Source organism: Glycomyces sp. NRRL B-16210, assembly GCF_000719515.1.
Classification (GTDB): domain Bacteria; phylum Actinomycetota; class Actinomycetes; order Mycobacteriales; family Micromonosporaceae; genus Glycomyces.
Genome location: NZ_JOGR01000028.1, coordinates 1 through 399, shown reverse-complemented (window position 1 = coordinate 399; position 399 = coordinate 1). Strand labels below are relative to the sequence as shown.

Here is a 399-nt window from a genome sequence, read left to right as displayed (position 1 = left end):
GGCCTGGACGACGTGCACCGTCACCTTGTCCAGGGGCAGGCCGAGGTCGGCCGCGATGGTCTGGCGGGCCACGATGGGGGATTTGAGGCCGGACCAGATCTCTGCCCGGTCGTCCGTCACGTCGGCGACGGCGCAGTTGGTCTCCATCGGGGCGTGGCTGACGAAGGCGAAGTCGAACTCGGCGTCCACGTACGGGGTGAGGAGCGGCGGCACCAGCAGCGGCGGGGTCGCGGCGCGCAGCCTGGTGCGGATCTGCGCGTCGGAGAGCTGGTCGGCGGGACCCGGTCCCCAGGTGACCCGGAGGGCGGCCTTGGCGGTGGCCGGCTGCTCCTCCCCCCAGATGGCCCCCTGGGGGAAGCCGGGGGGGCCCCCAGCCCAAAGCGGGTCGGGGGGGGTTTC

1 protein-coding gene is annotated in these 399 nt (G+C 73.9%); it reads right to left on the bottom strand.

Annotated elements, in window-relative coordinates; translation table 11 throughout:
• On the bottom strand, window positions 1-399 hold a 399-nt coding region (locus IF12_RS23525), incomplete at both ends, for a molybdopterin cofactor-binding domain-containing protein (protein WP_035750128.1).